Genomic DNA, 26,430 nt, shown 5'->3' on the forward strand with positions numbered 1-26,430 from the left:
CTTGCTCGTTCCCAATCCCGGCGGATTGCTCACAGCGCCGGCCAATCAACAAGCCCCATCAAAGTGTCTTAGAAAAAACCTGTCGCCTCGCCATTTCGGGTTGGTTCAAGTAAGCGTCAAAAACCATTGCCACGTTGCGGATGAAGATGCGGCCCAGCGGCGCGACCGCGATGCGGTCGCCGCCCATGACGACAAGCCCATCGCGCTCAAGCTCCGCCAGACGGCTCAGCTCCGGCGCGAAGTGGGCGTCGAAATCGATATCGAACTCGCGGGCGATTTCGCTTTTCACCAGCACGCAGTGGCAGAGCAAGCGGTTGATGACAGCGCGCCGCAGCTTATCTTCCTGGCTCACATGCATGCCGCGCATCACCGGTAGGCGGCCCGCTTGAATCGCCTCGTAATAACGCGGCAACTCGCGCCAGTTTTGCGCGTAAGCGTCTTCGAGGCCGCTGATCGAGCTGACACCCATCGCGTAGAGATCGCAGCCCGCCTTCGTCGTGTAGCCCTGAAAGTTGCGGTGCAAGGTGCGCTCGTCCTGTGCGCGGCTGATCTCGTCATCGGGCCGGGCGAAGTGATCCAGGCCGATGTAGCGGAAGCCCGCTTCGGTGAAGCGCTCGATGGCGCTCGTCAGAATGCGGAACTTCTCTATGCCGTCGGGCAGGTGGCGCGCGAAGCTGCCCTGCTGTTTCTTCATCCAGGGGACGTGCGCGTAGCTGAACACGGCGATGCGGTCGGGCCGCATCTTTATGACCTTGTCAATCGTATCGCTGAAGCTGGCGGCGGTCTGGTGCGGCAGCCCGTAGATCAGATCGATGTTGATGCTCTCATAACCGATCTCGCGGCAGTAATCGAACAATTGCCGCGTCGGCTCATAAGGCTGGATGCGGCGGATGGTCTGCTGCACCAGCGGATCGAAATCCTGTATGCCCATGCTGACACGGTTGAAGCCGACGCGCCGCATGGCGAGCGCATGCTCTGGGGTCGTCACACGCGGGTCAACTTCGACGCTGATCTCGGCGCTTTCAGAAAAGCGGAAACGTTTCTGGATGTGGCCGTAGAGGTCTTCGATCTGCGCCGGCGTCAGGTAAGTCGGCGTGCCGCCGCCCCAGTGCAGTTGCTCGACTTTGCGCGACGGCAGCACAGCGGCGCTCAGCCAATCGGTCTCGCGCTTCAGCGCCTCAAGGTAAGGGTGCGCCACCTCATGCTTTTTGCTGATGACCACGTTGCAGCCGCAGTAGAGGCAGAGCGACTCGCAAAAGGGGATGTGAAAGTAGAGCGACAGCGGCGCCGGCTGCGGCTTGCCATTGGCTTCATCGAGCGCCTCACGCCATGCGGCTTCATCGAACTGGTCGTCCCATTCCGGGGCGGTCGGGTAGCTCGTATAGCGCGGGCCGGGCTGGTTGTACTTCTCAAGCGTCGCGGGCGAAACGGCGAGGCGTTCGCCGTTGAGGGTGAAATCTAAAGTCTCTCTCGTCGTCATGATCGGTTCCTGTTTTGTTTTTGTTCTTGAGATTCATAAGAGGAAAGGCAACCGTCATACCGCGCCGCAGGCGCTTAAAACCAACAACTTAGGTGTCGCGCGCCAGGAGGCGTGCGGAAAATTGCTCAACAGCCCGCGTGGAATTTCGCAGACGAAAGGATGCCGAGACGCGTCGCCGTTATTGTTTAATCCCCTTCCCCGTGTGGCAGTCGGCACAGTTGCTGCCGCTGACATCCATGTCGAGCGGGTGTGAGAAGGAATTGTCTTTGATCGGCACCGGCTTGCCGCCTTCGCTCTGGTCCAGCACCGTGTGACAGATGTTACAGTCGTTGCGAATGACTGTGCCTTCTTTGCTCACATGCTGGCCGTCGTGGCAGCGGAAGCAGCCCTGGAAGTACATATGGCCGATGTTGTCGGGGTGGGTCTGCCAGTCTACCTTCATCTCAGGGAAGATGTAGGTCTTGAAGATGCGCTGGACTTCCGTGATGGCGCTGCGTATCGCCTCCGGCTTGCTGCTGTAGAGGTCGGGATAGTTCTTGCGATAATAGCCGTCGAGGCTGGCGTCAATCTCGCGCATGGCCTGGTCGGTTGTCGTATAGGTTTTGGTAAGGGCTTCGACCGCTTGATGTTTCAGAAACGGTATCGAGACATCGAGCCGGCCCGACACGAAGCCCTCGTTGACGGCGCGATCCGGCGGCACATATTGATGCGACGGGCGGTTGTGACAGTCCACACAATCCATGCGGCGCTGCGTGAGCGGCGCGATCTGTTCCGGCGTCAGCTTTGAATTCTTCGCCGTGAACTCGGTGATGTTGCCCTGGCGGTCTTTCATCCTGACCCAGGGGATCACCTGCCGGTGGTCGTCGGTCGCCGCGTAGGTGATTTCGTTGGCGATGTTCATGTGCCAGTGAATGCCGGAGACCTGGCCGCTTTCGGGGCTGCCGCCGCCGACGTTGATCAGCATGCGAATCTGCTTCGGCGTGTTGTGCTCGTCGTAGCCGAAGCGATTAAAGATTTTCAACTGCGCGCCGAAGAACTTCTGCGGCCAGTGGCACTGCTCGCAGGTATCTTGCGCCGGGCGCAGGTTATGCACAGGCGTCGGCACCGGGCGCGGGAATTTCTTGAAGGTCACCGAGTAGAGCTGGTAAGCCCCCGACAGCTTCGAGCGCACGTACCAGCCGGCGCCCGGCCCGACGTGGCAATCAACGCAGCGCACGCGGGCGTGCGGCGATGCCAGGTAGGCAGTGAACTCAGGGTTCATCACCGAATGACAGGCCTGGCCGCAGAAGGCTACCGATTCGGTATACTCAAACGCCCGGTAACTGCCGAAGGCGCTGACCAGCAGGAAGACGAAGGTGACGCCGGCAAAGATCAATAGCCGGCGGCGGCGGCGCGGGTCGTTCAGGTCAATCAGTGGATAAGCGCCGATCTCATCTGGCGCCATGCGGCGTCGTTTGCGGCGCTCGATGAGCGCGCCCACGAAGACCACCGCCAGCCCGAAGATCAAGCCCCCCGGAAAAACGATGTAAGTGAAAATGCCGATGTAAGGGTTCTCGTTGGTCGCCGACAGCTCGATCAGGAAGAGGAAGATAATGCTCAGCAGCGCGGCGATGGCGATGGCCGTGCCGGCGAGGCTGATGAGGTTGCGAAAGAGGCTCGGCGTTTTTTTTGTACTTGCGGTCATGGAGGTTTCTCAAAGTTCTAGAGCTGCAATGTAGCGCAAGGCGGTTAGCTTGCGCTCGGGCTGACGCAAGCTAACCGCCTTGCGCCACTTCGAACCGAAAGCGCGCGCCGGGGCGGCGACCGGCGCGCGCCGAACTCAATCCCCCTCGGACGGCGCGGGAGCGGTATCATAGCCGCTGCCTTTATTCTGCCCCGGCTCCGTCGAGGGGGATTTTCTCGTTGACGCGGCCTCCAGGCTTTTGCCGCGCATGATTCTTTCATACTCAAGCTCATGCTCTTCGCTGTACCAGTGCGCCGACACGCGCCCGTCGACCATCGCCAGATTGAGCGGATAAACGTCCGGGTCGAAGATGACGTGGTAGAAGTGCCAGACGATGATGGCGGCGGTCGCCAGGATCGCTTCGTAGAAGTGAACCGCCGTCGCCACGTCAATCAACCAGCGCGGCGCGAAGCTGAACCATTCGAGCTTGAACCAGATCATCAGTCCCGTAAGGCCCATGATGAAGGTGCCCCAGATCAGCGCCCAGTATTCCACCTTCTCGGCGTAACCGAAGCGCTCGAACTTCGGGCGCTCGCTCGTCCGCCCCAGCAGGTAAAGCAGGTTCTGCTTTACGTCCCGCGCATCTTTCAAGCGCGGCAGCATGGCAAGCGTGCTGCCGCGGCCTTCACCGGTCAGGAAGATGTAGACCAGATGATAAAGGCTGACCCCCAGCATGACGACCGCCGCGCCGCGGTGCAGAATGCGGCGCAGCGCCTCGCTGCCGCCGAAGACCAGGCCGAGCCACGATTCGGGATACTTGAGCGCGAAGCCGGTCAAGACCAGCACAAAGAAGCTCACCAACAACAGCCAGTGCTGGGCGCGCTGCTGGCCGGTCATGCGCACCAGCGAGCGCTCGCTGGTGCGGTGGTGCGCCAGGAGCTTCTTGCGCCAGATCAGCCCGTTGTGCAGCAGCATGCCGCCGATGGTCAGAACGATCAGGCTCAGATAAACCCAGCGCACGACATTCGTCGCCCGCGAGCCGATGTCGCCAGCCGAGGCGGCGCCGTCCAGGTGAATCTTGCCCTGGATGAACGCATCGCTCGCGCCGGGGTGGCACTTGCCGCAGGTGTCGCGCAGGTGGCCGGCGTTGATTGTCGAGCGCGCATCCGTGGACGGCAGGATGTTATGCACGCCGTGACAGTTCGCGCAGTTGGCGACCTTCTTCGATCTCAGCTCCGAGGCCAGCCCATGATAGCTGTCGAGGTACGAGCTGGCGCGGTGCGCGGCGACATCAAACTCTTCAGACAGCCTGACGCTTTCGTGGCACTGAGCGCAGGTCGTCCGCGCCAGCGCCTGCGCCGCAACCGATGAGCTGGGATCAATGTGCGGCTTGATCATGTGAATGCCGTGACAATCGGTGCAGACCGGGGCGCGGCTGTTGCCGCGGCTCACCGCCTGGCCGTGAATGCTGTCGCGGAACTCCTGCGCGATGCCCGGATGACACTGGCCGCAGGTCTTCGGCACGTTGAGCTTGAAGATCGGCGACTCAACATCGCTCGGCGGACGGATGTCGTGGCTGCCGTGACAATCTGTGCAGGTCGCCGCCACGGCATTCCCCTCGGCGACGGCGTGGCCATGCACGCTCTCCTGGTAAGAGAGGAAAGGCCGGTTCGTCAGCCCTGTGCCTTCCATGACAAACTTCTCGCCGTGACAGCGGCCACAGGTCTGCGCGATGTTGCGGTGATTGGTCAACGCGCCGGCCTTGGACGAGCGCAAAATCCGGTGCGCGTCGCCGTGGCAGTCTGTGCAGGTGGCGGCGCGGTTCTCGCCGTTCTGAATCGCGCGCGCATGCAGGCCGTGGCCATAAGCGGCGTTAGCGTCGGTGTGACACTGGCCGCAGGTGACTTTCTGGGTCGCGCCGTGCGGCAGTTGCTTGATGTCCGCGTGGCAGCTCGTACAGTTGAGCGCCGCATGCACCGAGCCGGCAAAGGCGTAGTCGTTGACGTGCAGGCTGGCGACTTTGCCGTCCACTTCTCTGGCCAGCTTCGGATCGTTATGGCAAGCGAGACAATCGCTATTCGTCAATTCAGAGCCGGCGGCAATCGTCGCCGACGTCCCCGCAACCCACTGGCCGGCCCAGAAGAAAAAGAATAAGAAAGGTAGAAGGGCCACGCGCTTCATCGTCTCACCTCTTCCAGCGGGGCTGAAAAATGCCTCCCACACGCAATGCCGTGCATCGGGCATGGGAGGTGGTCATTAACGACGAGAGCTAACCAGAAAGAACCCGGCGGGTCGCCGCCCGCCTCTTCGCAAGGAACCCGATCTACTGCTTGAGCGATTTCATGTGAGCGATGAGCGCCTTGGCCGCATCCTCGCTCATGGATTTGAAAGCCGGCATCTTTTTGCCTTCGGCAGAGGTTTTGCCTTCGACGATGGCTTTCAGCAGGTCGGCGTCGGATAGCGTGGCGTCAAAGTTCTTCTCGGCGTTGGCGCCGTGACACATCTTGCACTTGGCCGTGTAGGTCGCTGCCGCGTCGTCAACGGCGACAGAGGCGCGGGTCGCGGGCTGGAAAGCGAACGTGACTGCCAGCGCCAGTGCCGACATGGTTGTGATTACCGTCAACTTGATCCGTTTGGTCGAGAGTTTCATTTCTACATCACCTTTCTTCAAAATGTCTGCGGCGGTCACTTCCTGAGCTGGCAGTCGCACCGCCCGTCGCGGCCCTCGTGCGGGCCGTCGCCAACCAGTAAGGCAACCCTCATTCCCCGCTCAAAACCCCAGGAATTCGCACTTTCGCCGACCCGTCGCCTGCGGCTTCGAGGAAAATGGCCCAAACGCTTGCGAGGAATTGCCCACCCGCGGTGGGAAGGCAAAAGTAAAAAGGCAAAAGGCAAAAGTAGCGGAGCCGGAATAAAAGATAGCCTCAGGCTACCTATTCACTCCCCTGCCGACCTTTTGCCTTTTTACTTTTTACTTTTGCCTTCAACGTTGCGCCTGCTCTTCGAGCTGCCGCCAGAGCTTCATGTACTGCACGGCGTTGGTGAGCTTCTTGGTGCTCGAATTCTTGACCCACATCTCGCGGTGCTGGTCTTTCATATAGGGGATGAAGGCCGCCGTGGCTTCGGCGCTGAAGCCGGGGTGGCAGCTCACCACCGCGCCCTGCACGCCGCAGGAGTAGGGCAGGTTCTTGGCGACTTTGAAGTCATGGGCGCGCTTCTCAATCGCCGGGTTCGCCTGCATCGGGCCGTAGACTGCCATGTGACAATCAATACAGCGGACGCCGGCAACATACATGATGTCGAAGACCGGGTTGCCTTCGTTGTGACGTTTCTCGTGACAGTTCAAACATAGGCGATCTTCGTCGCCCTCGTGAACCACGTCATAAGCTTCGGCGGTCGCCCGATCCATGCCGAGCTTGTAGACGCCGAGGCGGCGGCCCAGGACGACGGCGGCGTTGTGGCTCGGATGGCAGGCGGCGCAGGTGACGCCTTCAACCATGCCGTCCGCGATGGGCTCCGAGGCGCCGGGCGAGAAGACCGCTTCGGCAGTCGCCTGTAGCGGCGAATGACACTTGGCGCAGTTGGTGTTCTGCGTCGATTTGTAATTCGACTGGGCGTGCTGCGACGACCGCCAGCCGCCGCCGGTCAGGTAGAAGTTCTTCTTCGTGTCGTCGTACATGATGCCGACGGCTTCGAGGTTGTGGTCGGCGCCCGCCGCGCCGCGCACGAAGTGGCAGTTTATACAACTGGACGACTCGCTGTAATTGTAATCGGGCCGGTTGTACATCGAGGGGGTCGGGTTTTGTGCCTGAACGGCCTGGGTAAGGGCCAGGAGGCCGACGAGGAGGATTGCTCGGGTAACGAGCTGCATGAATCTTTTGGACATAATTGCCATCTCCAGATTAGGTATGATGCCCCCGTAGGAGTGGCCAGTGGTTACGCTCTGACACGCTGGTCGTTATTTATCTCCCCACAGGGGATGATGTTTGACTTTCTGCATGGAAATGACCCATGCGGGTCGCTTGCGAAACGGTTAATGATGAAAGCGCCCGGCGGCGGTCGGGAGCGTTGCGGACTCCGAACCGCCGCGCGGTCGCTCGGCTTGCTGTGCCACCGGGCGCTGGCCCGGCGGATGTTGGTTGTTTGCCCACCAGCTATTCGGTTGTCAATGAACCGCTGCTGTAATCAGCCTTACCAAACCCCGACTACTCGCGCCGCCCGAAGTAGAAACGCAGCGACGTGTACGGCAGGTGCGCCTGGTAAAACTGGTTGTTGACGAACTTCTCTTTGAAGTCGAAGTACTGATAGCCGACGATCCAATCCAGCCGCTCGTGCAGCTTCACCGAAGCTTTCACTTCGGGCGAGGTGAACTGGTACGGGTACGACGCGATCAGCAGCCCTGTGGTCGGCGAGCTGAGCCGGCCTTCCTGTCCGGGGTCGCGGTGGAAGCGATAGCCGCCATAGAGCCGCAGGCGCGGATGCACTTCGTAGAAGGCCGTGAAAAAGGCGAAGCTGTCCTTCAGGAAGTAGCGGCTGATGCCATTGACCTTCACACTGCTCGCCAGGAAGTAAACGACCTGGGCTTCGCTCGTCACATGCTGGTAGGTGTAGCCGCTGTTGAAAAAGAAGCGGTTGTTCGGCGCCCAGTCGAACGAGGTCGTGAAGTTTCGGACATTCACGTCGGCGCCAAAATCACGCCCATCAATCGCCACCGTCGGGTTGGTGTTGTCTTTGGTCACCAGCGACGTGTTGATGGCAATCGTCTTGGTCGGGCGCAGGATGCTGCGCACGCGGAAGTTGGTGTAGTCGTAGCTCGCCGTCCGCGTAAAGACGTTGTCGGTCTCGCCGTGCTCCATGTCGAAGTAGAGCGACCAGACTTTCAACGGCTTGGCGCGGAAGCCGAGGATAAAGGTGTTCGTCGAGTTGGTGAACAGATCGGTTTCCGGCTCGGGCTCGACTCCGGTGATCAGGTTAACGTCCTGGGCGCGCTGTTCGACGCGGCGATCCGTGTAGCGGTAGCCGAGGTGCAGGCTGAAGCGCGGATGAATCTCGATGTCGCCTTCCAAGAGGTTGAGATAGCGACGATAGTTGATCGTCCGCAGCGCCGCGGTGTCAGTGATGAGCGGCAGCACCGGCACTTCGTTGCCCTGAAGAATGCGCGTCCTGAAGAGCGCCTCGGCCACTTCGTTGCCGCCATCGATGCGGAAGTTGTTGGCGCGGAAGGTGTCGGAGATGCGGATGCGATCCGTTAAACGGAAGGTCACGCCGACATCGCCCATCAGGTCCGGGCGCTCGGTCGTGCCGAGCGCCGTGAAGGTGTCCGACTTGATTTTTTGTCCTGAGCCGTCAACCCCCGTGGCGGTTTCGAGCATGGTGAACTTGCTCGTCGTCTTGGCGTAGATCAAGCGCCCGGTGACGTCGAGCCGGTTAGCCAGGAAGGTGTGCAGGCTCAGCCGCGTGTAAGGCGTGTCGCCGCGCGTCGGCTGATCGCGCCTGTAGGAACTGAGCACAGACGTGTTGGTCGGGTTGTTACCGATCTGGAACTGGTCAGTCAGATAGGTCGTGTCGTCTTTGAAGAAGCGCCAGCCCTGCATAAACGACACGTCAACCTTCCACAAACGGGCGTCGAAGCCGGCGCGGTAATCGTCCGCGCCGTAACGCGAGGGCGCCAGCACAGGGTATTCGTCGCGCTGATAGTCGTAGGTGTGAACTGCCGGGCCGCTGTTGCGGTCGAGCGAGTAGCCGAGGTTCACGCGGAAGTGCGGGTTCGCCGGCAGCAGCGTCAGGTTGAAGTCGCCCTGACGGTACTCTGTGTTCGAGATGTGCTGGTTGAGTGCGTAGTTGCGCAGGCTGTTGAAGTAATCGAAGCGGCGATAATTGGCGTCGAAGTGATAGGCTTTCGTCTTTTCGACGTCCACCCGCAGGTAACGGTTCGGGTCTTCGGCCCAGCCGAACGAGTTGACCATCAGCGAATCAAACAGCAGCCCGTCATTGTGGTTCGACTTCATCAGCAGCTCGGCGTCAAAGACGCGGAAGCCGGGCTGATAGTTCAGGTCGCTGCGGTATTTGTCGGCGTTGCCGTGGATGCCGAGGCCGCGCACGCCAAGCTCGATGCTCGACACCACCGTCCACGGGCCATCGTTGGCGTTGTCCGTGGCGGCGGGCTTGGCTGTCGTCTTGGCTGTCGTCTTATCGGCGGGCGCAGGCTCTTGAGCGCGTGCGTCGTTGGCCATCAAGATCAGGCCGAGCACGAACCCCAGCAGGAAAAGCAGTGTGAATCCAAGTCTGTTTTTCATGGTCATTCCTCCATCTCCCCTGTGCCCTTATCGGAAAAAGAACGGGTGCGTGTTCGAGCCGTGAATCTTCGCGTGACAGGTCGTGCAGTTCTGGAAGCGCGCCGTCGTGATGTTGTGGAATGACGGCGTATTCGGCGCTCCAGGCGTTTGCAGATTGCTGTGGCATTCCAGGCAGAGCTGCGCCGTATTGCTGCGCGTCAGCATCTTGGCGTTGGCCGAGCCGTGCGGGTTATGGCACATGGTGCAGCCTTCGACCTTCGCCGGCGCGTGCTCGTAGACGAACGGCCCTTGCTTGTCGGCGTGACACTTGATGCAGGCGGCGTCAACGCCGACGGCGAGCTTGGCCTGTTTCTGCTCGAAGCCGCCGTGCGGGTTGTGGCAATCGCTGCACTTCATCGTGCCTTCCAGCACGCGGTGATGGAAGGGCTGCGTGAACTGCGCCTTCATCTCGTTGTGGCAGATCAGGCAGAGCTGCGGCTCGTTGCGCACCAGCATTTTCTCAGGCTCGACGCGGCTGCTGCGCTCGCCAAACGGGCTGAGCGGCACAATCGACGAAGCCACGTCGTGGCGTCCGACCGCCGGGCCGACCAACCGCTGGGCGTCTTTCGAGGTGACGTGCGGCGAGTGGCAATCCACACAGCCGATGTCATTGCGCCAGTGCTCGCCGCGGCGGTAGTTGTTGTGCTCTTCTTTGCCGGCGTGGCAATTCAGGCAGGCTTCGGATTTCTGCTTCGGGGTTTCACCCTCGAAGGTGCGGATCTTGGTCTTGTCGCCGCCGCCTTCAACGTGCGCCTTACCAGGACCGTGGCAGGATTCGCAGCCTTGCTTTTCGGCCTTCCAGCCGGCGTGCGCCAGCCTGGAATGCTTGGTCTTGGCAAAGCTGTTGAATTGGTCTTCGTGACAGGACTGGCAGGTTTCGCTGCCGACAAAATCTGATTGAGCGGTATTCGCGGCGGTCACGGCGGGGGCGCTCTTGTCGCTCGCCTCTGTCTTCACGGACAGCGAGCTAACGGTCACAAGCACGAGCCCCAGCGCCAGGCAACCGGCGATGACGAGTATTTTGATGTGCTTTAAGGGATCCATTCACTCCCCTCCTTCTCTTCGCCAACCAATGTAAATCGTTGGTGCGGGCCTTGCGATGCGCGCTGTCACAAGCGCCTGTGATAGGCGTCACAACCTGTAAGCAGCGTTTACAACCAACCAGCCCGACCTATCGCAATTTCTGTTCACAACCTCAACAGGAGCGTTGAAGAATTCGCCACTCACGCCGGCGTCAGCGGAATTGCCCTTTAGCGATGCAGTTTAAATTGGAAGAGGGTGGTAAGTGGCCAGCAGATAGACGCAACGGATCAGCGTTTTCACGCCCCTGAGCGGCGCTCGGCCTGCGAGAATTTCCGCAAGCTCATGAGGGGAAATACCCAGGCAGGTAGGCGGCTGCGGCTGCGCCGCAAGGCAAAAGGCAAAGGGCAAAAGGCAAAAGGCAAAAGTGGCGGAGCCGGATGAATAGATAGGAAGAGACGAATGGTGAAAGCGCGCGATCCTATCTATTGGCTCCCCTGCCGACCTTTTGCCTTTTGCCTTTTGCCTTTTGCCTTTTGCCTTCTCGTTAGCTCATGGGCTCGGCGTAAGAATGCAGGCCCGGTAGTAAGAAGCTCACGCCCAGCCAGGTGAAGATGACCAGCGCAAAACCGAGCAGCGCGAAGTAGGCGCTGCGCCGTCCGCGCCAGCCGTGCGCGATGCGCGTGTGCAGGAAGCCCGCGTAAGCCATCCACGCGACCAGCGCGCCGACCTCTTTCGAATCCCATCCCCAGTAGCGCCCCCACGACTCGTTGGCCCACACCGCGCCGGTGATCAGCAACAGCGACAGCAGCGGGAAGGCGACGCCGACCGTGCGATATAACAGCCCGTCAATCTGCGGTAACTGTGGCAATGCCGAGACCACGCGCTCGCGCTTCCAGGCGAAGAGCGCCACCAGGACCAGCGCCACGAACAGGCCGATCAAGCCGCCGATCTCGACCGGATTCGATTGCGCGCTGACGGTGAAATCCGCGGAGCGCTCTTGCAAGAAACTCTGCGCCACCGTGGCGTACTGCGCCGGCGGAATGGCGACGTTATTTTGCGTCGCCAGCCACTCGCCGAACTTCGGCAGGGCGCTCGCCGGCACATGCGCGGCGAGATTATTGATGGTCTTCAGTTGATAAAAGAGCACGCCGAGCACCAGGGCTTGCAGGCCCGCGGCGACGCCGAACAGCCGCCACGCCAGGCGATTGACTTTGGCGTCGCGGCGGAACCAGTCAATGACGAACAGCAGCAGCGCCAGGCCGATGGAAATAAAAGTCAGCTCCATCAAAGGGCCGACGCCGGGCAAGGTGGCGCGCACGGGAAAAGTCGAGCGGCCCATCATCATCGACACGCCATATTCCATGCTCAAAGGCACCTGTGAATGGCCGACCCAGACATACACCCCTAGCACGCCGTAAAGCGCCGTCGCGATGGCCAGGGCTTCCGTCCGCACGCCGTCCCTGAGCAGGTACGCGACAGCCAGGCCAAAGCTCACCAGGCAGACGCCGTAAGCGATGGTCGCAATCGAAACGTGAATCGGTCGCCAGTAGCTGTCGAGGATCGGCGGCAGCGTCGAGATGGCGTTGCCGAGCATCATGGCCATCGTCAGGATGACCGTGACAATCGGCATGGAAAGCGCGCCGATGTGCTGGTACTTCTCTTTGCGAATGATCACCAGTGTCGTCATTGCGCCGCCGAAGCAGAAGCCGAGCGTTAGCGGGTAGAGATTATCGAGCGGGAAATATCGCCAGATGCCGTTGATGCCGGATTTCCAGCCTTCGGCGTCGCCGGCTTCGATCCAGCGCATCATCCAGCCGGCAAAGTTAAAGGCGACGCCGAGCGCCGTTGCCCAGAGGCCGAGCTTGCGCAAGACGCTCTCGCGCACAAACAGGTTGGTCACCAGAATCACTGCCGCGCTGATATAACAGATGAGCGCCAGCATGGTCATCGCGCCTTCGTAGAGCAGCCCTTTCGGGCCGATGTAGAGGCGGGACAGGATGAAAGCGAGGGCCAGCAGCATCGGCGCAATCACGGGCACCATCCCCGCGAGCTTGCCGCCGAAGCTCAATTCAAGGTCGCTGCCCATGGGCTTAGTGGGCTTGATCGCTTGACTCATTTTGCGTTTCCTCCAACGACTGACTCGACAAGCGAATTGAAACGGGCCTCGAAGGCGGGCCGGTTCCGATTCGTATTGCCGCCGAAATATATTGTTGTGTGTTTGCCGTCAGGCTCTACGACGGCCCACACTCTTTGATGAGAATAAAAGAATACCATACAAAGAGCCAAAGTGAGCAGCCCAAATCCGAGGTAGACGGGCAGCCGTCCGGGGTCGTACTGCACCGTCAGTGTGTGCGCCCGTGAAACCCTTTCAAAGCTCTTCAAAGTGACGCGGTTGCCGGCGACCACGGCCAGCTCGTCGGTCGCGGCGGAAGGCTTTATTCCTGTGATGCTACCGGCAAAATGTTATGCGCCTTCCCGCCCGCCTTTTTCGCCCGCATAAATTGCGGGCCGAAAGCGAGCTGTATATGATTGCACCCATGATCAGACGAAATGAAAACGACCCGGAAGAAGCCCTCGAAGTCACGCTGACCGGCCATGCCTTGCTGGATAACCCGCTGCTCAACAAAGGCACGGCCTTTCCGGAAAACGAGCGCCGCGAGTTCGGACTGCTCGGCCTGTTGCCGCCGCATCCGGCGAGTGTCGAAGAGCAGCTCGAACGCACCTATGGCAACTTCCGAGACAAAGCCAGCGATATCGAACGCTACATCTTCCTGATCAGTTTGCAGGATCGCAACGAAACCCTCTTCTACCGTCTGCTGCAAGCGCACATTACCGAGATGACGCCGATCATCTATACGCCGGTTGTCGGGCAGGGCTGCCAGCAGTACAGCCGCATCTATCGCCGCCCGCGCGGCCTGTTCATCTCGTACCCGCAGCGCCACGAGATTGACGCCATCCTCGCCAACGCCCCCAACCGGAATCCCCAGGTGATCGTCGTTACAGACGGCGAGCGCATTCTGGGGCTGGGCGACCTCGGCGTCGGCGGCATGGGCATCCCCGTCGGCAAGCTGTCGCTTTACACGCTCTGCGCCGGCATTCACCCGGCCTTGCAATTACCCATCATGCTCGACTGCGGCACGAATAACCGCGAGCTGCTCAACGACCCGCTCTATCTCGGCTGGCGGCACGAGCGCGTCCGCGGCGAGCAGTATGACGAGTTCGTCGAGCTGTTCGTGCAAGCCGTAAAGCGCCGCTTCCCCAAGGTGCTGCTGCAATGGGAAGACTTCTCGAAAAACAACGCGGCGCGATTGCTTGAGCGCTACCGCGGCCAGCTCTGCACCTTCAATGATGACATTCAGGGAACGGGCGCGGTGGCGCTGGCCGGACTGCTGGCGGCGAGCGAAGTCACCGGCACGAAGATCAGCCGGCAGCGCGTCCTGATTCTCGGAGCCGGCTCGTCGGCGCACGGCATCAGCGACCACATCCTGTCGGCGATGATGACCGAAGGGCTCTCGGAAGCCGAAGCCAAGTCGCGCATCTTTCATGTGGATAGTTATGGCCTGGTGGTCGCCGACCGCAACGGCCTCGAACCGGCAAAGGCCAAATACGCGCAGCCGGCGGAGCGCATCGCCGACTGGCAACTCGACGACCCCAGTCAGATCAGCTTCGCCGACGCGGTGCGCAACGTCCGCCCGACTGCGCTAATCGGCACCTCGGCGCAGACGGGCGCGTTCAGCAAAGAACTCATCATTGAAATGGCCGAGAATGTCGAACGGCCCATTATCTTTCCGCTGTCGAACCCGACCTCGAAGAGCGAGGCGGTGCCCATTGACCTGATTGACTGGACGGATGGACGGGCGCTGGTGGCGACCGGCAGCCCCTTCCCGGCGGTCGTCTTCGATAAGCGGGTGATTCACATCGGCCAATGCAACAACGCCTTCATCTTCCCCGGCGTCGGGCTCGGAATCATTGCGGCGGGCGCGCAGCGCGTCACCGACGAGATGTTCGTCGCGGCGGCGCGCGCGCTGGCCGAATTTTCGCCGGCGCTGCACGACGAAACGGCGGCGCTCTTCCCGGCGCTTGAAGAAGTCCGCAAGGTGTCGCGCCGCGTCGCCCTGGCCGTCGCCTTAGAAGCACAACGCTCAGGGCTAGCCGTTGCGACTTCGCGCGACGACATCGAAGCGCGCATCGAAGAGACGATGTGGAGGCCGCATTATGTGCCGTACAAAAGAAGGGGCCAGGGGCCGGGGGCCGGGGACCAGGGAGAGAAGTCCGAGTAACTTGGAAGCGGCCTCCAGAGCCGGATACAGGCCATCGAGGCTTCTTCCCTCATGCCCGGCCCCCGGCCCCTGGCCCCCGGCCCCTTTTCATCATTCATCATTTCTCTGCTATCATCCAAATAGCAGCGATTCATAAACCGCTGGCCGCTGGCGGCGACCTTCACAAGGACGCTGTCCGGCCCGTCTTCATCCAGTCCGAAAGGAGCAGGTATGGACAAAGAAAGCCTGACGATCACTGATAATCGCACGGGCAAGCAGTACGAAGTACCGATCAACGACGGCACCATCAAGGCGATGGACTTGCGCAAGATCAAAGTCGCTGACGACGACTTCGGCCTGATGACTTACGACCCCGCCTTCATGAACACAGCGTCGTGCAAGAGCCGCATCACTTTCATTGACGGCGACCTCGGCATCCTGCGCTATCGCGGCTATCCCATCGAACAGCTCGCCGAGCGCAGCAACTTTCTCGAAGTCGCTTACCTGACATTGCACGGCGAGCTGCCGACCGCCGCCGAGTTGCAGGACTTCTCGTGGAACATCACGCACCACACTTTCATCCACGAGAACATCAAGACCTTCATTGACGGCTTCCACTACGACGCACACCCGATGGGGATGCTGGTCAGCACGGTCGGGGCGCTCTCGACCTTCTACAAAGATGCTAAGAACATCTTTGACGCCGAGGGGCGCCGCAAGCAGATTTATCGGCTGCTGGCCAAGATGCCGACGCTGGCCGCTTTCGCCTACCGTCACAGCATCGGCATGCCGTACAACTACCCGGACAACGATCTCAGCTACACCGGCAACTTCCTCAACATGATGTTCAAGATGACGGAAGTGAAGTACAAGCCGGATCAGACGCTGGAGCGCGCCCTCGATGTGCTGTTCATCCTGCACGTCGATCACGAGCAGAACTGCTCGACCAACGCCATGCGCAGCATCGGCAGCTCGCACGTTGATCCGTTCTCGGCAGTCGCCGGCGCCGCCGCGGCGCTCTACGGCCCGCTGCACGGCGGCGCCAATGAAGCGGTGCTGAAGATGCTCGGCGAGATCGGCTCGAAAGAGAAGGTCGGCGACTACATCAACCGCGTCAAGGACGGCGACGTGCGGCTGATGGGCTTCGGCCACCGCGTCTACAAGAACTACGACCCGCGCGCCAAGATCATCAAGCAGATCGCTCACGAGGTCTTCGAGGTGACGGGCAAGAACCCGGTCATCGACATCGCCCTGGAGCTTGAGCGCATCGCCCTGGAAGATGACTACTTCGTCAGCCGCAAGCTCTACCCGAATGTTGATTTCTATTCGGGAATCATCTACCAGGCGATGGGCTTCCCGGTAGATATGTTCCCGGTGCTGTTCGCGATTCCGCGCACTGCCGGCTGGCTGGCGCAGTGGGAAGAGATGCTGCTCGACCAGGAGCAGAAGATCGCCCGCCCGCGGCAGATCTATCTCGGCTATGACGAGCGCGATTATGTGCCGATGGAGCAGCGCGGCGATGCCCCGTCAGCGCGCTCTACGACAGCCGATTAATCCCCGACTAGCCGGCGCTCCGAACGCCGTAGATAAACGAAGAGTGCTGCCGCTTCCTGTGAAGCGGCGGCACTCTTCGTTTATGCGGTCGCGCCCAGCGCGAGCTAATTCACATGCTGTTGAATGGCGGCGATGTAACGGACGAGCGCGTAGATTTCGGCCTCTTTCTGCAACTCGCCCCGTGTGCGGCGCAAGACCGTGCCCCAAACCGGCATGCGGCTCGTGCCATGCGCGCTAGTGGCTTTTTCGCCATCGATCTTGGTCTGCACTTGATAGAACGGGAACTTCTCGCCCGGCGCTTGCAGCATCGTCAGGTCGGGCGGCGTGCCTTTGAGCGCCATCGCCACAGGCCCCTCGCCGCGGCCATCCGTGCCGTGACAACTGGCGCAGTACTGCGTGAACAGTTTCTTGCCCTTCACCGCATAGCTCGACGGCGCAGCCTGTGACTTCTGCGCCATCGCGGTTGACCCTGGCATCGCCCACACCAACAATGTGGCGGCAAGCATACTTGCAATCGTCAATAGTCTCCGTTTCATGCCTTCCTCCTACTTACGAGCAATGCGCAAGTCACGCGCGGGCCGCGTGACGACCAGGTCGCCATGCTCGCGCACGAACGTCCTCATAATGTGACAGTCCCAGCAGATCGGCTTGGCCGCCTCTAGCGCCGCCGGAATCTGCTCAGCGCGCAGCTCGCGCCACTCGACGGTGCGGCCATCCGGCATTAGCAAGGCGGGCTTGTGATCGTAGAGATGAATTTCGCCAAACGCTTTGCCGCAGCCGACGCAGAACCGATCCTCATACCAGCTCGTCAGGATGTGCTGCACCTTGCAGTCTTCCGGCGACAGCTCGATTTGCAGCATGCATTCCTGGCCGCAGTCCTGGCGTTCGGGCCAGCGCGAGCAGCTCTTCAGCCTTAGATCGGGCGACCCGGCCAGGGCGCTCAAGGTGGCGCGCTTAACGTCCACGTCAACGCCGGCAGGCTGGCGGGTCTCCGGGCAGGTGATTAGCCGCTTGCCGCGAAAGCGAAGAAAGGTTCTGACGGCCAGCGGCGCGACGAAATAGAGAATCGCCACGGCAGCGATAGCAAGGATTAGATAAGCGGCAATCGGCATGACACACCTCCTTTGCGCGTCTCAGCCAGTCAGGCTACAGCTCGCTACGGGTGAACAGCGGCTGGACGCGGCACTTTATGACCTTCGCTGCTGCCAGCGAATCGGTACTCAAGCAATTCCGGCAATTGCGTCGCGGGATCATATCCGCCAATCAGCACCGTGAAGTGATCCGTCGCCTGACGCTCCACCGGGATGCAGTGGAACGACGTCACCAGCTTGCCCTGCTGGCCGTTGTCGTGAGTGTAGACGTAGGTGCAAGCTTCGCCTTTCGCCATGCGCTCGTCGTCGTGAATGATGACATATTCGCCCTTCAAGATGACATCGAGCAGCTTGACCGGCTCGTCAAAGCGCACGACAGCTTTCTGCAATTTATCGCCGTCGGCGTTGCCGGCGGCCCCCATCACGCAAGCCACCAGCAGCGCGCCGATGACCAGTAAACCTACCCTGTAAGCTTTCATCATTAGACCTCCTGATCGGCGCGCGGCTCTTGCGGTCTTAGTCGTGATTCGCCGATTGATTATCCATCGCTGCCACTATAGGGCGATGGCGGCAGGCGGGCTATGACCGGTGTCACCCTTGATTGTGACCGCCGTCACAGGGTTGCCGTATTTGCTGAGGCGTTCGAGTTTTTCGCTCGCTGTCCGAGCAGGCGGGCGGCGACGGTGATGAAATCGCGCTCCGTAAGCAGGCCGATCAGACGGCCCTCTTTGACCACCAGCAGGCAGTCTACGTGGTCGCGCCGCATCAAGGCGATGGCGTCGAGCGTCGGCGTTTCTGGGGCGATCACCGGCGGCTGGAGCTGCATGATCTGGCTGACCGCCACCGGCTCGGCTCGGCCCTGCAAGGCGTTCTCTTCGAGCCGTCGCAGCACTTCAAAGACTGAGAGCAGACCGACCAGCCGCCCCTGCTCGTCTTCGACGGGGACGTGGCGGACGTGATTCCAATCCATCAGGTTGACCACCAGATCGAGCGGTTCGTCCTGGTGAACGGTGAAGAGGTCTGTGGTCATGAACTCCTCGACCGTCAGGTAACTGGTTCGCGCCATCTCATCCTCCATCACTTCGGCGAGCGGCCATGTGTGTACGGGCTCTCCGGCGTGCTGCCGCCGCACCAGCGTCGCCACAAGCGAGGTCAACGCTTCGTCGCGTGTGCCCTGCTTGCGCATCTCTGCGACAGAGCCCAGCGCCCATTGCGCGCCGGTCTGCCCCGAGCGCACGCGCGCTTCGATGATGTCGAGGTAGCGGTCGGCGTCCGTGATCCGGTGAGCTTGCAGGCCGGCGCGCGCCACCGGCAGCAGGTGATTGAGAATCAATTGTGGCGCCGGCAGAACGTGACCGCCGAGCCACTCAAATTGAGCATCAAGCCCCATCTGCGCCGCCGCCAGGAAATTCGCTTTCGCCTGCTCGAAGCGCAGCGCGCCGGCAACGTCTGGGACTTCGGCGGACAACCCGCTCATCAGGCCGAAGAAAAAGGCGGCGTTCGCCACCTCGTCAACGACGGTCGGCCCGGAAGGTAGGGCGCGGGCTTCGATTCTCAGGTGCGGGCGACCCTCTGTGATGCCATAGCAGGCGCGATTCCAGCGCCACACCGTGCTGTTGTAGATGCGCAGCGCCGAGAGATTTGGCACGCGCCCCTGGCGCAGCATCTCGAACGGGTCTTCCTCATCGCAAGCGCCCAGCAGCACGCGGAAGCGCGCGATGTCTTCCTTAAACAGCTCGATCACCGAGCGCCTGACCCACTGGCTGCCGAAGCTGACGCGCGGGCGGCGCTCGCGCAGGTGGTAGCTGGCGTTGCGCGTGTCAATCGACTGCTCGAAGAGCGGAATGCGCGTCTCGCGCCACAGCTTACGCCCAAACAACAGCGGCGAATTGGCCGCCGCCGCCAGCACCGGCGCGGTCACCAGTTGCGCCAGATTATAGAGATTGGCAAACTCGTCGGCGCCGGTTTGAAAGTGGATCTGAAAGCTGGTGCAGCAGGCTTCCATCATCCAGGTTTCGTGGCGCAGGTTAAGCTCGTCGAGGCCGGCGATCTTCATCTCGTAGGCCCAACCGCGCAATTGCTTGAGCGCGTCGTTGAGCGCAAAGTAACGCGGCTTCGGCGTCATGTTCTCAAGGCCGAGGTCGGATTTGCGCACCGTCGGCAGGATGCCGGCGAGCGCCACATCGGCATTGCAATCTCGCGCCGCGGCCCGCGCCCTGGCAACCAGCCGAGACAGTTGCCGCTCCATCTCGACCAGACAATTGCCCTGAAAATTGAGCGGGTCAAGATTGACTTCGAGGTTGAACAGGGCAATCTCGTTGGTGAAGTGCCGGTCGCGAAGGCGCTCAAGCATGGGCATGGCGACAGGCGCGGGCCGCCACGCCGGATTGACCAGAAAGAGCTCTTGCTCGGCGCCAATTCTGCGCCGGTCGCTTTCGATCATCCCGGCATCGATGATCTGCCGCAGCGCCCGCAGGTCGTTGAGCAGCGCGCGAATGAAAACGCGCAGCTCTTGCGGCTTATTCCCCTCTTTGACCTGTTGTTCGCCCATCACGCCTCGGGAAAGTGACAAGTGACAAGAAGAACTGCGCTGGCCATGCCTTGACAGGATGCGGAGTGACCACGTCTTGTCACTTGTCACTTGTCACTTGTCACTTCTTGTAGGACGCCAGCGCCTTCATGTAATTGGCGCGCTCAAAGGCGGCTGGCTCGATAACGTGTTGCTGGCTCATGCTGCCAATCATCTGCTCGACCGATTCATAGTCATGGCCTTCCATCCACTCTTTCATCTCGGCGAGGATTTTCGCGATGCGGCCGATGCCGTTCTGCAACAGCTCGGCGGCCATCATCACGCACCTGGCGCCGGCCATCAGCGCCTTGAGCGTGTCTTGATAGGTATGCACGCCGCTGGTGATGGCGAAGTCTACAGGCACATGACCATAGAGGATGGCCGCCCAGCGCAGCGGCAGCCGCAGGTCGTCGGAAGTGCTGAGGCGCAGGCTGGGCACGACTTCGAGGCTTTCGAGATCAAAGTCCGGCTGGTAGAAACGGTTGAACAGCACCAGCCCACTCGCGCCGCCTTCGTAGAGGCGCTGCGCCATGTTGGCCGGCGAGCTGAAGTAAGGGCTGAGCTTCATGGCCACCGGTATCTCGACCCTGTTTTTGACGTCGCGCAGGATGTCTGTGTAGATGTATTCGACCTCCGCGCCCGCCAGGTAGGTGCTGGTCGGAATATAATAGACGTTCAATTCGAGCGCGTCGGCGCCGGCCTCTTCGATCATGCCGGCGTAATCGATCCAGCCGCCGGTTGATACGCCGTTGAGGCTGCCGATGATGGGAATGTCTACGGTCTCTTTGGCCTGGCGAATCAGTTCCAGGTACTTGTCGGGGCCGACGTTGTAGCGCGCCATCTCTGGAAAGTAGCTGAGCGATTCGGCGTAGCTGTCGGTGCCGTGGCTCAGGTAGTAATCAAGGTAGTAACTCTCTGCGGTGATCTGTTCTTCGAAGAGCGAATACATGACGACCGCCGCCGCGCCGGCGTCTTCGAGGCGGCGGATGCTGTCTATCGTGTACGACAGCGGCGACGACGACGGCACAATGGGGTTCTTCAGCGTCAGTCCGAGATATTCCGTTCGCAGGTCCATGATGGGTTCCTCTGTAGGAGCAGTGCGTGTCCCTGCCCCTACGCCTGTTGCTTCGTTTCGGCAAGCTTCTTGTAATGCCGCCAGCGGTCGTTGACGGCTTGCTGCGCCTGCCCCAGCAGAGTCTTTGCGGCTTCCGGGTCGCTCTGCTGAAGGATGCGGTAACGCCCTTCGGTGTAGATGTAATCCTTCAGCGCCAGCGACGGGTCTTTTGAATCCAGTTGGAAGGGATTCTTCGCTTCGTCCGCCAGTCGCGGGTCGAAGCGATAGAGCGGCCAGTAGCCCGAATCCACGGCCATCTTCTGATGCGTCATGCCCTTGGCCATATCAATCGCGTGGGCAATGCAGTGCGAGTAGGCGATGATCAGCGACGGCCCCGGATAGGCTTCGGCCTCGATGAACGCCTTGACGGTCTGCTGGTCGTTAGCGCCCATCGCCACCTGCGCGACGTAGACGTTGCCGTAACTGGTCGCCATCAAGCCGAGGTCTTTCTTGGGCGTCGGCTTGCCGCCAGCGGCGAACTTTGCCACCGCGCCAATCGGCGTCGCCTTTGACGCCTGACCGCCGGTGTTCGAGTAGACTTCGGTGTCTAGCACCAGGATGTTGACGTTCTGGCCGCTCGCCAGTACGTGGTCCAACCCGCCGAAGCCGATGTCGTAAGCCCAGCCGTCGCCGCCGACAATCCAGACGCTCTTCGGCACCAGGGCGTCGGCGACCGCCAGCAAGTCGCGGGCTTCGGGCTCGCGCCGGTCGCGCAACTTTGCCTTCAATGCTTCGACACACTGGCGGCGAATGGTTAACGCCTCGTCGGTCGGCTCGACCTCTTTGGTCAGACAGGTGGTGAGCGCCTCGCCAATCACCGGCACCAGGCGCTTGATGAGACTGCGAGCGTATTCGCGTTGATGATCTGCCGCCAGGCGCATGCCGAGCCCGAATTCGGCATTGTCTTCGAACAGCGAATTGCTCCAGGCCGGGCCGCGCCCTTCGGCGTTGACGGTGTAGGGCGTCGTCGGCAGGTTGCCGCCGTAGATGCTCGAACAGCCGGTGGCGTTGGCGATGATGGCGCGCTCGCCAAATAGTTGTGTGACCAGTTTCACATAAGGCGTTTCGCCGCAGCCCGAGCAGGCTCCCGAAAACTCGAACAACGGTTGCAGCAGTTGAATGTTCTTGATCGTGTTGAACTTCATCTGGCCATTCTTCTGCACGTCGGGCAGCTTCAAAAAGTAATCCCACCACTCGCGCCCCGGCTCGCGCAGCGGCAACTGCTCGACCATGTTCAGCGCCTTGCGCGACACGTTGCTCTTGTCTTTGGCCGGGCAGACCTCGACGCAGAGGCGACAGCCTGTGCAGTCTTCGACGGCGACTTGGATCGTGTAAGCCTTGTCGCCCAGCTCGCGCCACTTCGCCGGCATCGAGCGGAACCCTGCGGGCGCGCCTGCGAGCAAAGCGGTGTCACAGACTTTGGCGCGGATGGTCGCGTGCGGGCAGACCAGCACGCATTTGCCGCACTGGATGCAGAGGTCTTGCTCCCACAGCGGCACTTCCTGGGCGATGTTGCGCCGCTCCCACGCCGCCGTGCCCACCGGGTAGGTGCCGTCAAGCGGGAACGCGCTCACCGGCAGTTCGTCGCCGCGACCGGCAATGATCGGCGCGGTCACATCTTTGACGAAGCGCGGCGCCGACTCGGGCACCACCGCCGCGATGTCGAACTCGCTAGTGGCGCGCTCAGGGACCTGGACCTGGTGCAGGTGCGAGAGCGCCTCTTCGACGGCGCGATAGTTCTGTTTAACGACCGCTTCGCCGCGCCGCCCATAGGTTTTCTTGATCGATTCCTTGATCTTGGCGATGGCCTCTTCGCGCGGCAGCACACCGCTAATGGCAAAGAAGCATGTCTGCATGATCGTGTTGATTCGGACGCCCATGCCGGTGGCGCGGGCCACCGCGACCGCATCGATGATGTGCAGCTTTAACTGCTTGTTGATAATCGTCTGCTGCACCGAGCGCGGCAGATGATCCCATACCTCGTCGGCGTTGTAAGGCGCGTTGAGCAGGAAGGTCGCGCCCCGGTCGGCAAGCGCCAGCACGTCGTAGCGTTTAAGAAAATTGAACTGGTGACAGGCGACGAAGCTGGCGCGGCGGATCAAGCAGGTGCTGCGAATCGGGCGCGGCCCGAAGCGCAAGTGCGACACCGTGACCGCGCCTGATTTCTTCGAGTCGTAAACGAAATAGCCCTGCGCGTAATTCGGCGTCTCTTCGCCGATGATCTTCACCGAATTCTTGTTGGCGCTGACCGTGCCGTCGGCGCCCAATCCCCAGAAGACGCCGCGCACCACGTCGTCCGGCTCGATGTCGAACGACTCGTCAAAGGCGAGGCTCGTCATCGTCACGTCGTCGGTGATGCCGATGCAGAAATGGTTCTTCGGATAAGGCCGGGTCAGCTCGTCATAGACCGCCTTGACCATTGCCGGGGTGAACTCTTTCGACGCCAGCCCATAGCGCCCGCCGATGACCACCGGCAGTTGCGCGAAGCGCCCTTCGTTGCTCATCAGGCTTTCGGTGATGGCGGTTACAATATCTTGATAGAGCGGCTCGCCGACACTGCCCGGCTCTTTGGTGCGGTCGAGCACGGCAATGGCGCGTGTGCTGGGCGGCAGGGCGTCAAGCAGGTGACGGCTTGAGAAGGGACGGTAGAGGCGGACTTTCAGCAGGCCGACTTTTTCGCCGCGCTCGACGAGCGCCCGGACGGTCTCTTCGGCGGTCTCTGCGCCCGACCCCATCATCACGATGACCCGCTGGGCATCCTTAGCGCCGACGTAATCAAAGAGGCGATAGCGCCGGCCCGTCGCTTCGGCAAATTTGTCCATGACCTTTTCGACGATGAACGGCGCGGCCTGATAAAAAGGATTGGCGCGCTCACGCGACTGGAAGAAGACATCCGGGTTCTGCGCCGTGCCGCGAATCACCGGATGGTCGGGAGACAGGGCGCGCTCGCGGTGCGCCCGCACCAGCTCGTCGTTGAGCACGGCGCGAATCTCTGCGTCTGTGAGCCGGGTGATCTTCGAGACTTCGTGCGAGGTGCGGAAGCCGTCAAAGGCATGCAGGAATGGCACGCGCGATTCCAGGGTCGCGGCCTGGGCGATCAGCGCAAAGTCCATGACCTCCTGAACAGAGTTCGAAAAGAGCATGCCCCACCCCGTAGAGCGCGTCGCCATCACGTCGCTGTGGTCGCCGAAGATCGATAAGGCGTGCGTCGCCACGGCGCGCGCGGCGATGTGAAAGACGGTGCTGGTCAGCTCGCCGGCGATCTTGAACATATTCGGGATCATCAACAGCAGGCCCTGGCTTGAGGTAAAGGTCGTTGACAGCGTGCCGGCTTGCAGCATGCCGTGGACGGCGCCCGCCGCGCCGCCTTCCGACTGCATCTCGCGGACGATGGGCGGCATGCCCCAGATGTTCTTTTCGTCGAGCGCCGTCCAGGCGTCGGCGAATTCGCCCATCGGCGACGATGGGGTGATCGGATAGATGGCGATCACTTCGTTGGTCTTGTAAGCGACATAGGCCGCAGCTTCATTGCCATCAATCGTGACTTGCTCACGCATGTTGAAAATCCCCCTGTACGAATTGTTCAGAGCCACCTAGAGAAAACCGCGTGCCGCAGATTGGCGAGCCTGCGCGGCAATCGCTAAGACTCATCGTATGAGCAGTAATGCGGAGAAAAGCGAGTCGGGTGGAGTGATGGCGCGAGGTTGATGAATGCGAGAAAATCCCCTGACGGCTTAGCCGCCGGCCTGTTTCAAACAGTGAATGATCTCGACCTGACTGCGCGGCGTCGCCCGCCGCGCGCTCCAGCCTTTGGGGTTGCAGTAGGTGGGATCAGCGCCGTAATCGAGCAGGGTCTTGACGATCTCTGTGCGGCCCTTCGACGCCGCTTCCATCAGCGCCGTCCAGCCGGCGCTGTCGGTGGCGTTCGGGTCGGCGCCGCGTGCGAGCAGCAAGGCGACCGCTTCGGTGTGCCCGGCGAACACCGCTTCCATCAACGGCGTGCGCCCCACGGCGTCGCGCGCATCCGTGCTCGCGCCGCGGTCGAGCAGCGCCGTGAGCGCCGCCGTGTCGCCGATCAGAGCGGCGCGCATCAGCACCGAGAGGCTGTCGGCGGAACCTGCATCGAGCGCCGCGGCTTCGAGGAAACCACACACCGCTTCGCTGTGAATTCGACCTACGACATGAGTCACGACTTGTCGCCCTCCCGCGCTCCGGCAATTGAATCGCACCTGTCAATACGCCGTCAGTTTGCCGCAGGCGGGCGGTGATTCGCTATGACTGGCATCACGGCTCTCGGTGACCGCCGTCACAGGCTCAGGTTGGTTGGTGTGGGGAGGCGATTGCGCTTGCCTTGTAGCGCAAGGCGGTTAGCTTGCGCATCGGCTCGCGCAAGCTAACCGCCTTGCGCTACACCCGATTGAAAACTGCGCTAGGAATTGACCATGGCTTCGAGCGCCGCTTTGTTGCGCAGGATCAGGGTCGAGCCTTTGACGTAGATGTATTGCTTGTTCTTGAAATCGCCCAACAATCGGGTCACGGTCTCGCGCGACGAGCCGATGATCTGGGCGATCTCTTCGTGCGTCAAGGTGAGCTTTAACAGGATGCCCTTCTCCGAAGGCTTGCCGTTGCGCTCGCCCCATTCGAGCAGCAGTTTCGCCATCTTCTCGGACGCCGACGAAGACAGCCCCAGCGAGCGGACATGCTCATGCGTCGCGTGGTAGCTCTGACTCAAGTACTCGGCGGCGCGCAGACAGACGGGGCCGCGCTCAGTCAACAGGCGCAGAAAGTCTTCGCGTCGGATGAAGTTCACCTGACACGGCGATAGAGTTTCGGCAGTGACTTCGTAAGGCTTGCCAGAGATCGTCGCGCTCAGCCCGAGCAGCTCGCCCGACTCGGCAATCTGGGTGATCAGCGCCTTGCCCTCGCCCGAACAGGTGGTCAGCTTGACGCGGCCCGAGCAGAGCATGAAGACGCCGCGCGGCGCCTGCCCTTCGACAAATAGCATCGCGCCGCGCGGAAAGATGGTGGCGTACTTGAGCGATTCGAACTCCTTCAACAGCTCGGCAGGCAGGTTACAGAAGAAAGCGTCAGTGCGCAGGCGGCACTCGGCGCAGTTCTCGACAATCTCCATTCCATAAGGTGAATGCATACGCTCTCCCGCCACCGGATGCGCGGCGGCTGCCGCTCGCTGCTTGCCGGCAGCCGCCGCTTTTAAACAGTGACCCACCTGAACCAGAAGGAACCATGCAGACATAGAGCAAGAAAAATGCCGCGGCCATTTTGAACAGTTAGCCGCCCTCGCTCGCGGCCAGTTGAGTAAACTTTCGCAGGCGTTGCGCGAA

The 26,430-nt window shown here is 61.3% G+C and carries 18 protein-coding genes; 2 read left to right on the plus strand and 16 right to left on the minus strand.

Annotated features, from left to right (window positions below; translation table 11 throughout):
* Positions 1-58: 58 nt before the first annotated feature.
* The 8 genes from hemN to ccsA form a co-directional block, all read right to left on the minus strand.
* Complete coding sequence (gene hemN, locus VJ464_28605; protein ID HKQ09118.1) at positions 59-1,480, minus strand: oxygen-independent coproporphyrinogen III oxidase; 1,422 nt, start codon at positions 1,478-1,480, stop codon at positions 59-61.
* Positions 1,481-1,658: 178 nt separating this feature from the next.
* A complete protein-coding gene (locus VJ464_28610; GenBank protein ID HKQ09119.1) occupies positions 1,659-3,164 on the minus strand; it encodes a NapC/NirT family cytochrome c in 1,506 nt (501 codons plus the stop codon).
* Between the two features lie 135 nt (positions 3,165-3,299).
* A complete protein-coding gene (locus tag VJ464_28615; protein HKQ09120.1) occupies positions 3,300-5,324 on the minus strand; it encodes a cytochrome b/b6 domain-containing protein in 2,025 nt (674 codons plus the stop codon).
* Between the two features lie 142 nt (positions 5,325-5,466).
* The gene (locus VJ464_28620; protein ID HKQ09121.1) at positions 5,467-5,793 is read right to left on the minus strand and encodes a cytochrome c; all 327 of its coding nucleotides are present in this window, start codon (positions 5,791-5,793) and stop codon (positions 5,467-5,469) included.
* Between the two features lie 333 nt (positions 5,794-6,126).
* Positions 6,127-7,029, minus strand: coding sequence for a multiheme c-type cytochrome (locus VJ464_28625; protein ID HKQ09122.1), 903 nt, complete (start codon positions 7,027-7,029; stop codon positions 6,127-6,129).
* 319 nt (positions 7,030-7,348) lie between these two features.
* Positions 7,349-9,439, minus strand: a complete 2,091-nt coding sequence (locus VJ464_28630; GenBank protein HKQ09123.1) for a hypothetical protein — start codon at positions 9,437-9,439, stop codon at positions 7,349-7,351.
* 27 nt (positions 9,440-9,466) lie between these two features.
* Positions 9,467-10,522: a cytochrome c3 family protein gene (locus VJ464_28635; GenBank protein ID HKQ09124.1), complete on the minus strand. Its 1,056-nt coding sequence runs from the start codon at positions 10,520-10,522 to the stop codon at positions 9,467-9,469.
* A 523-nt stretch (positions 10,523-11,045) separates the two neighbouring features.
* Complete coding sequence (gene ccsA / locus VJ464_28640; protein ID HKQ09125.1) at positions 11,046-12,617, minus strand: cytochrome c biogenesis protein CcsA; 1,572 nt, start codon at positions 12,615-12,617, stop codon at positions 11,046-11,048.
* A gap of 421 nt (positions 12,618-13,038) precedes the next feature.
* On the opposite strand from ccsA, the gene VJ464_28645 reads away from it, so the two are divergent.
* Entirely contained in the window at positions 13,039-14,781 is a 1,743-nt protein-coding gene (locus tag VJ464_28645) for an NAD-dependent malic enzyme (GenBank protein HKQ09126.1), read from the plus strand.
* A gap of 210 nt (positions 14,782-14,991) precedes the next feature.
* Positions 14,992-16,314, plus strand: coding sequence for a citrate synthase (locus VJ464_28650; protein ID HKQ09127.1), 1,323 nt, complete (start codon positions 14,992-14,994; stop codon positions 16,312-16,314).
* Positions 16,315-16,418: 104 nt separating this feature from the next.
* On the opposite strand, the gene VJ464_28655 is transcribed toward VJ464_28650, so the two are convergent.
* The 8 genes from VJ464_28655 to VJ464_28690 all read right to left on the minus strand — a co-directional run bounded on the left by VJ464_28655 (position 16,419) and on the right by VJ464_28690 (position 26,237).
* Positions 16,419-16,850: a c-type cytochrome gene (locus tag VJ464_28655; protein HKQ09128.1), complete on the minus strand. Its 432-nt coding sequence runs from the start codon at positions 16,848-16,850 to the stop codon at positions 16,419-16,421.
* 9 nt (positions 16,851-16,859) lie between these two features.
* Positions 16,860-17,426, minus strand: a complete 567-nt coding sequence (locus tag VJ464_28660; GenBank protein HKQ09129.1) for a hypothetical protein — start codon at positions 17,424-17,426, stop codon at positions 16,860-16,862.
* 44 nt (positions 17,427-17,470) lie between these two features.
* Positions 17,471-17,887, minus strand: a complete 417-nt coding sequence (locus tag VJ464_28665; GenBank protein HKQ09130.1) for a hypothetical protein — start codon at positions 17,885-17,887, stop codon at positions 17,471-17,473.
* 131 nt (positions 17,888-18,018) lie between these two features.
* Positions 18,019-19,956, minus strand: a complete 1,938-nt coding sequence (locus VJ464_28670) for a CBS domain-containing protein (protein ID HKQ09131.1) — start codon at positions 19,954-19,956, stop codon at positions 18,019-18,021.
* 100 nt (positions 19,957-20,056) lie between these two features.
* A complete protein-coding gene (locus tag VJ464_28675; GenBank protein ID HKQ09132.1) occupies positions 20,057-21,049 on the minus strand; it encodes a dihydroorotate dehydrogenase-like protein in 993 nt (330 codons plus the stop codon).
* A gap of 38 nt (positions 21,050-21,087) precedes the next feature.
* Positions 21,088-24,645 (minus strand): pyruvate:ferredoxin (flavodoxin) oxidoreductase, encoded by a 3,558-nt coding sequence (gene nifJ, locus VJ464_28680; GenBank protein ID HKQ09133.1) that lies wholly within the window; start codon positions 24,643-24,645, stop codon positions 21,088-21,090.
* Between the two features lie 177 nt (positions 24,646-24,822).
* Positions 24,823-25,278, minus strand: coding sequence for an ankyrin repeat domain-containing protein (locus tag VJ464_28685; GenBank protein ID HKQ09134.1), 456 nt, complete (start codon positions 25,276-25,278; stop codon positions 24,823-24,825).
* A 239-nt stretch (positions 25,279-25,517) separates the two neighbouring features.
* A complete protein-coding gene (locus VJ464_28690) occupies positions 25,518-26,237 on the minus strand; it encodes a Crp/Fnr family transcriptional regulator (GenBank protein HKQ09135.1) in 720 nt (239 codons plus the stop codon).
* Positions 26,238-26,430 lie beyond the last annotated feature (193 nt).

It is taken from the genome of Blastocatellia bacterium, from assembly GCA_035275065.1.
Lineage (GTDB): Bacteria > Acidobacteriota > Blastocatellia > UBA7656 > UBA7656 > DATENM01.